4 protein-coding genes, 1 tRNA gene and 1 riboswitch are annotated in these 4,507 nt (G+C 60.3%); of the genes, 1 reads left to right on the forward strand and 4 read right to left on the reverse strand.

Going from position 1 to position 4,507, the window contains the following annotated elements; genetic code table 11:
• Positions 1–56: 56 nt before the first annotated feature.
• Entirely contained in the window at positions 57–584 is a 528-nt protein-coding gene (locus Q0G18_RS08910; RefSeq protein WP_297152184.1) for a shikimate kinase, read from the forward strand.
• An 86-nt stretch (positions 585–670) separates the two neighbouring features.
• On the opposite strand, the gene Q0G18_RS08915 is transcribed toward Q0G18_RS08910, so the two are convergent.
• The 4 genes from Q0G18_RS08915 to Q0G18_RS08930 form a co-directional block, all read right to left on the reverse strand.
• Positions 671–2,098 carry an MATE family efflux transporter gene (locus tag Q0G18_RS08915; protein ID WP_297152187.1) on the reverse strand — a complete coding sequence of 476 codons (1,428 nt, stop codon included), beginning with the start codon at positions 2,096–2,098 and terminating at the stop codon, positions 671–673.
• Positions 2,099–2,278: 180 nt separating this feature from the next.
• Positions 2,279–3,790, reverse strand: a complete 1,512-nt coding sequence (locus tag Q0G18_RS08920; protein WP_297152190.1) for a sodium:alanine symporter family protein — start codon at positions 3,788–3,790, stop codon at positions 2,279–2,281.
• Between the two features lie 161 nt (positions 3,791–3,951).
• Positions 3,952–4,062: riboswitch (glycine riboswitch) on the reverse strand.
• Positions 4,063–4,241: 179 nt separating this feature from the next.
• A tRNA-Arg gene (locus tag Q0G18_RS08925) sits at positions 4,242–4,317 on the reverse strand.
• Positions 4,308–4,507 (reverse strand): hypothetical protein (locus tag Q0G18_RS08930; protein WP_297152193.1); only part of this gene is annotated, 200 nt, incomplete at its 5' end. The genes Q0G18_RS08930 and Q0G18_RS08925, both read right to left, overlap by 10 nt.

Genomic DNA, 4,507 nt, shown 5'->3' on the forward strand with positions numbered 1-4,507 from the left:
GTGCTGATCTTTGCTGCTATAGTGATCAGCGAGACATTACCGTTGAAGGAGAAGCCATGTCGGAGAAAAACAACATCGTCCTGATCGGCATGCCGGGTGCCGGCAAGTCAACTTTGGGCATCGTGCTCGCGAAGATCGTCGGTTACGACTTTATCGACGCCGACCTGGTGATTCAGAATCAGTGCGACAAGACGCTGCAAAAGCTGCTCGACGCGTGCGGCCCCGAAGGGTTCATTGCCGTTGAGAACCAGGTGCTCTCCGATTTGAAGGCCGAACATTCGGTCATCGCGACGGGCGGTTCTGCGGTCTATTCCGACGAGGCCATGAAGCATCTTTCCGAGATCGGCCACGTGGTATACCTGCAGATTTCCTACGACGAGCTGAAAAGCCGCCTGTCCGATTTGCAGGAGCGCGGCGTAGTTTTGAAGAACGGCGTCGGCATGAGCCTGCATGAGCTCTTCGACGAGCGCAAGCCACTTTACGAGAAGTATGCGGAGGTCACGGTGAACGTTGACGACCTCACGATCACGGCTGCCGCGCGCAAGGTGGCAAGCGCCTTGAAGGGCCTCGTCCCCGAGGAGTAAAAGTCGCAGGTGCGGCGGCGAACATGCCGCTTGGCAAGTTGGGAAAAGCGCGGGTTCGCCCCGCGCTTTTTTGCGTGCGGCATCCCTTACGCAATCCCTCCGCTGTCGCGCAGGCGGCGTAGCTTGCGGACTTCTCGCGCGACGAAGACGCTGGTGACGCATACTGAAAGAGCGTCGGACACCGGAGCGCTTATGATGACGCCCTCAAGTCCCGTCGTACCGAAGAGCGCTGTCAGCACGGGCGGCAGCAGCAGGTACAGGGGGATGAGGAAGAGCACCTGGCGTGTGAGCTCGAGAATCGCGGCCTTCATCGGCTGGCCGCTTGACTGGAAGTAGCTCGATCCCACAATCTGGAATCCAACGGGCGCGAAGAAAATCACGTACACGCGCAGCGCATACACGGCGAAATTCTCCAGGTCGCCCGAAACGCCGAACAGCTCCACGATCGGCGTGGGAATGGCCTCCGCAATCAGGAAGAACGCTCCGCCGATGCATACGCCGGTGATGCTCGCCCACTTCAGCGTGTCGAGCACGCGCTGCCACAGTTTCGCGCCGTAATTGAACCCGATGATGGGCTGCGCTCCCATGATCAGGCCGATGAGCGGGGTGATCGCAAACATCGCCGCTTTTTGCGCCACGCCGATCGCGGCGAGTGCGGCCGTGGTGCCGATGAGGTCGGTCGACCCGTACAGGCTCACCACGTGGTTCAGCACGATGCCGACGAGCATGGACGCGACCTGCATCACGAACGATGCGATGCCCATCATGAGGATGTTCCCCATGAGCTTCACATCGGGCACGCAACAGTGAAGGCGCAGCTTGAAGGCGGCGTTTTTGCTCATGGTGAAATGCCAGACGACTGGCACCATGCCGCATGCCTGACCGAGAATCGTGGCCGATGCGCTGCCCGCGACGCCGAACCCCAGCACGATGACGAACAGATAATTGAAGATGATGCACATCACCGTGCCGAAGATCATGGTGCCGAGCGCGAGGTTGGGCCTTCCCGCAGTGCGTAGGAAGTTGTTGAGCCCCATGCCAAGCGATTGGAAGATGAAGCCGAAGCAGATAATCTGAACGAAAGTCTTCGTGAGGTCCCAAAGTTCATCGGTCGTGCCGATGCCTGCGAGGATGGGGTCGATGAGGAGCCACGACGTCACCGCGATGACGACGGCGATGCCCACAAGCAGCGTGGCCGAGTTCCCGAGCGTGCGCTCAACCTGGTCTTTCTCTCCCTTCCCCAGCTGAATTGCCGCGAGCGCGTTGCCGCCTTGGCCGGCGATCATCGAGAAGCCCATAAGGAGGGTCATCACGGGGAAGGCGAGGGTGGTCACCGCCACGCCCGAACCGTCGGGGAGCGCCTGTCCCAAAAAGATCGTATCGACCACGTTGTAGAGCGTGTTGAACGCCATGCTCACGATGGCGGGGATGGAGAACTCGAGGAGCAGCTTTCCGATGCGCTCGGTTCCCAAGCGGTCGGTGCGGTTATCAGGCGGTGCCGGGCTGTCTGACATGGGGCTAAGCCTTACTATGCGCAAGCCTTACGACGCGATGTCGCGGGCCGTTCGATTATCGATGCACGCGCAAGTATAGAAAGCGAGAAGGCGGGTTGACAAGCCTCTTCGGCCAATCAATCCGCCTTCTCGGCAAGAAAGACGATAAGCGTCGGGCGATTGCGCCCCGCTAGGCGCGTTCTACGCCGTCGCCTCCTCGGCTTTCCAGTCGTCGGAGGTGTCGCGCGGCGCAAGGTTGTCCTCGTCGCCTGCGGCCTCGTCGAGGCGCTTGAAGTAGTCCTTCGTCTCCTTCACAACCACGCCGGACAGCGCGATCAAGGCGATCATGTTCGGGATAGCCATGCAGGCGTTGAAGATGTCGGCGATGGTCCACACGGCGGAGACGGTCATGTAGGGGCCGATGAACACGGCGAGGATGTAGAGCCAGCGGTACGTCTTCACAGCCTTCTTCGAACCGCCGGAGAGGTACTCCAGGCAACGTTCGCCGTAGTAGTCCCAGCCGAGGATGGTGGTGAAACCGAAGAGTGCCAGGCACACCATTAGGACAAACGACACGGCTTCGGCGGGAATGAAGGGCAGGCCCATCTGGAACGCCGCGGTGGTGACGGCGGCGCCTTCGAGCCCGGGGATCTGGTAGGCGCCGGTCATGACAAGCGCGAGGCCGGTCATGGAGCACACGATGATGGTGTCGAGGAAGGTGCCGGTCATCGAAACGAGACCCTGGCGCACCGGCTCTTTCGTCTGCGCAGCCGCGGCGGCGATAGGCGCGGAGCCCAGGCCTGCCTCGTTGGAGAAGATGCCGCGCGCGATGCCCTTCTGCATGGCGATGATGATCGCGCCGAGCGCACCGCCTGCGGCAGCGCGCAAGCCGAAGGCGCTTTGGACGATGGTGACAAGCGCGTCGGGCAGCGCCGTGATGTTCAGCACGATGAGGATGAGCGAGAACGCCACGTAGATCACGACCATCACGGGGATGACCTTCTCGGAAACGCTCGCGATGCGCTTCAGTCCGCCGATGACGACGAGGCCGACAACGATCGCGACAAGAAGCGACCCGATCACGGTGGCGATGGAGTAATCCATGCCAAGGATGCTCACGGTTGCCGACTTGTTGGGGTCAAAGAAGCCGGTGATTGCGGAGTTGATGGAGTTGACCTGCGTAAACGTACCAATACCGAACAGGCCGACGCACATGCCGAAGAACGCGAAGATCTTCGCGAGCCACTTCCAGGAAATCTGGGGCAGGCGCTTTCCCATGCCGCGCTCGATGTAGTAGAACGGGCCGCCGAGCACGTGGCCGTCCTTGTCGATGCTGCGGAACTTCACCGCGAGCAGGCCCTCGGAGTATTTGGTCGCCATGCCGAACAAGGCGGCAACCCACATCCAGAACATGGCGCCCGGGCCGCCGGCGACGACTGCGGTCGCCACGCCGACGATGTTGCCGGTGCCGATGGTCGCGGAAAGAGCGGTGCACAGAGCGCCGAACGACGACACCTCGCCGGTCGCGTCCTCGCCTTTCTCGTTTTTCAGCATGTAGCGCAGGGCGCGCGGCAGCTTGCTGAACTGCAGGCCGCGCAGGCGCACGGTCAGAAGAATGCCGCCGAACAGGATGAGCACCATCAAGGGCACGCCCCAGATGAAGTCGTCGATGGCATTGAGCACGTTGTTGAACGCGCTGAAGAAGTCTTCCACTGTTCCTCCTCGATATCCGTTACGTTTCGCAACTTCAAGCGGCCCTCGAAAAGGCCGTGGAGGACTCGCGCGTTCCGAGTTTTAACGCGCGCGACAAGCGGTATGGGCGCAACAAAAGGAAAGGGAAAAGCGAAATGCGACACGCAGATGCGACAAGCAGTAAGCTTTTCTCTGTCCTTTTGCCTGAGAGTTTCAACGAAAAGCCTGTGACCAGGTGTTTCGCCTTGCCCCTTCGGCACCCAGCTTGCCTGGGATTCTCCAGAGGCCCCTTCGGCGCCCTGTTTCCCGAAGGATTCAGAGCGAGTCATAAGGGGTGACGCTTTGAAATTGTGGAGCCATTGTAAGCACATCGCTCCACCACGCGCAAGTGCTTTTTTGGGGAATTGGAAAAAAAACTGATGCGAAAGGTAGGCATTAGGAAGCTAAAAGCCGAAAACCGCAGGCAGGAAAGTGGCGCCCCTGAGAGGACTCGAACCTCCGACGCACGGTTTAGGAAACCGACGCTCTATCCGCTGAGCTACAGGGGCGCATAATGCGGCAGTGCCGATTCTACCAGAAAGTCGGTCAAAGCTCGCATTAAGCTGTGCATCCCGCGCAAGGCCTTCGTATTCGGTGGCAGGCCTTCGCGTGTTCGCAAAGCGGGAGGTTCGATGGTGCCTGGTGAGCCAGCTTGAAGATAATGGCTCGCCAGGCTCCATCTTGGAGAAAGAATTGGCC

This window comes from uncultured Ellagibacter sp., from assembly GCF_934636505.1.
Classification (GTDB): domain Bacteria; phylum Actinomycetota; class Coriobacteriia; order Coriobacteriales; family Eggerthellaceae; genus Ellagibacter.

Excerpts from the sequence above, each read along its gene's own strand:
- Q0G18_RS08910 (WP_297152184.1), top strand. The coding sequence starts at position 57 with ATGTCGGAGAAAAACAACATCGTCCTGATCGGCATGCCGGGTGCCGGC.
- Q0G18_RS08915 (WP_297152187.1), bottom strand. The coding sequence starts at position 2,098 with ATGTCAGACAGCCCGGCACCGCCTGATAACCGCACCGACCGCTTGGGA.